Below are 1,959 nucleotides of genomic sequence, written 5' to 3'. Positions count from 1 at the left end.
ATGTGCTGTGTACGGAAACGTCGTCATACGTGCATGGCGCCGAGATTCACATCAACGGCGGCCAGCACGTGTGATGCGCGTCGTCTCCGCGTGAGCATTACGGCTTCGCGCGCGCCGTGTCCGACAGGTTGTCGCGCAATTTCACCAGTTCCTCTCGGAGGTGCTGAAAGTCTGCTGCGCCGAGCCCCATCTTTTTGACGAGTTCGTCGCGAAACGCGAACGCACGCTCTCGCACGCTCCGTCCCTGCGGCGTCAGACGCACGCGCACCTGCCGTTCATCCTCCGGGTCGCGGCGGCGGGCCAGCAGGCCCATGCCCTCCAGCCGCTTCAGCAGCGGCGTCAGGGTGCTCGATTCCAGGAACAACGTCTCGCCCAGGCTGCCGACGGTGCGGTCGTCCTGCGCCCACAGCGCGACCAGGACGAGATATTGCGGGTAGGTCAGCCCCAGCGCGGTCAGCAGCGGCTTGTAAACGCGGTTGAACGCATGCCCCGTCGAATAGATCGCGAAGCAGATGAAATCGTCCGGGACCAGGGCTGTGTCGGACACGGGGGGACTCCGGGGTGATCGGGCGGGGCGCGCCCACCTCTTTCTAGATAGATCGTGCGCGACCATATCGCAAGCTATTGACATCGCCGGTCGGTGAGCACATTTATTTATCGAGCGATAATATCGCTCACGATATAAATGTGCGCAAAGGTGCCGCGATGGACCGGCTCGCCGATGGCCGACGGAAATACCCGAGATCGACGCTGCTGCTGTCATCGGCCGGCCGTGGCTGGTCGACGATTTCGGCGGAGCTGCGGGCCCATCCCGCCGGCCGGATCGTCTCGGCCGCCCAGCCGGATGTCGAGATCGTGATCGCCATCCGCGGCAGCGATGACGGCTTCGTCATCCGGGCGAATGGCGGGCGGTGCCAGCGGGCGCGACCGGTCTCGGGCACGATCTGGCTGGCCCCGACCGGCATCGGCGAGGAGGAGATCACGCTGACCGCGCCGATCCCCGAGGCGCTGCATCTGTACCTGCCGGCGCGGCAGTTCGACCTGCTGGCCGACCGCTACAATCTGGCGGGGTCGCCGGTCCACGCCATCCGCTACCAGGGCGGCCTGACCGACGAGCTGATCCGCCAGATCGGGCTGTCGGTGCTGGCGGAGATGCGGCGGGACAGCGCCACCGGCCGGATGTTCGCCGAGGTCTCGTCGCTGATGCTCGCGGCCCGGCTGGCGCATGACTATGCCGGCGCCGCCATGCCCGACCCCGGCCCGGGCCGGCCGCATGGGCTGGACAATGCGCGGCTGCGCCGGGTGCTGGACCATATCGAGCAGCATCTGGAGGATGAGATCGCGGTGGCGGATCTGGCCGCGCTGGCCCATCTCAGCCCGTTCCACTTCACCCGGATGTTCACGGCCGCGGTCGGCCTCCCGCCCTACCGCTATGTCGCCCGCCGGCGGCTGGAAGCGGCGATGGCCATGCTCGCGCTCGGCCGGCTGCCGCTCAGCGAGATCGCCCACCGCTCCGGCTTCGCGTCGCAGGCCAGCTTCAGCCGTGCCTTCCGCCGCGCCACCGGCCTGACCCCGGGCGCGTACCGGCGCCTGGTGCGGTAGCGCATGGTCGCTTCGATGCCGAGCGTCTTACGCGTGGCCTCTCCGCGTGGCGGGACCTTTTCGGATCTCTTCCCTCATTCGTCATTGCGAGGAGGCGAAGCCGACGAAGCAATCCATGGCGCCGCACGAGCGGCCCGATGGATTGCTTCGCTGCGCTCGCAATGACGGGGTTGGGAATTCTGAAAAGACCCCGCCCGCTGGTCCCCATCGCACGCTGCATCAACACCACAGCAGGCGCGGGAAAGACGCGGGCGGGCCGGCCTTCTTAGCCTGGGCCGTTCCCAGCCGCTGTCGTGCCGAAAACCGGGCGGCCGGCCCTCTCCAGGACACCCCCATGACCCGCTTGCCCAAATTCGC

2 protein-coding genes are annotated in these 1,959 nt (G+C 67.7%); one reads left to right on the top strand and one right to left on the bottom strand.

The features are described from left to right. Window positions 1-97: 97 nt before the first annotated feature. The gene (locus AC3XYG_RS41275; RefSeq protein ID WP_489145729.1) at window positions 98-547 is read right to left on the bottom strand and encodes a MarR family winged helix-turn-helix transcriptional regulator; all 450 of its coding nucleotides are present in this window, start codon (window positions 545-547) and stop codon (window positions 98-100) included. A gap of 140 nt (window positions 548-687) precedes the next feature. On the opposite strand from AC3XYG_RS41275, the gene AC3XYG_RS41270 reads away from it, so the two are divergent. After that, the gene (locus AC3XYG_RS41270) at window positions 688-1,602 is read left to right on the top strand and encodes a helix-turn-helix domain-containing protein (RefSeq protein ID WP_489145728.1); all 915 of its coding nucleotides are present in this window, start codon (window positions 688-690) and stop codon (window positions 1,600-1,602) included. The last annotated feature ends 357 nt before the right edge of the window (window positions 1,603-1,959 follow it).

It is taken from the genome of Inquilinus sp., from assembly GCF_057815775.1.
The sequence above is the reverse complement of the archived record's forward strand: the minus strand, read 5'-3'. Positions and strand labels throughout refer to the sequence as shown.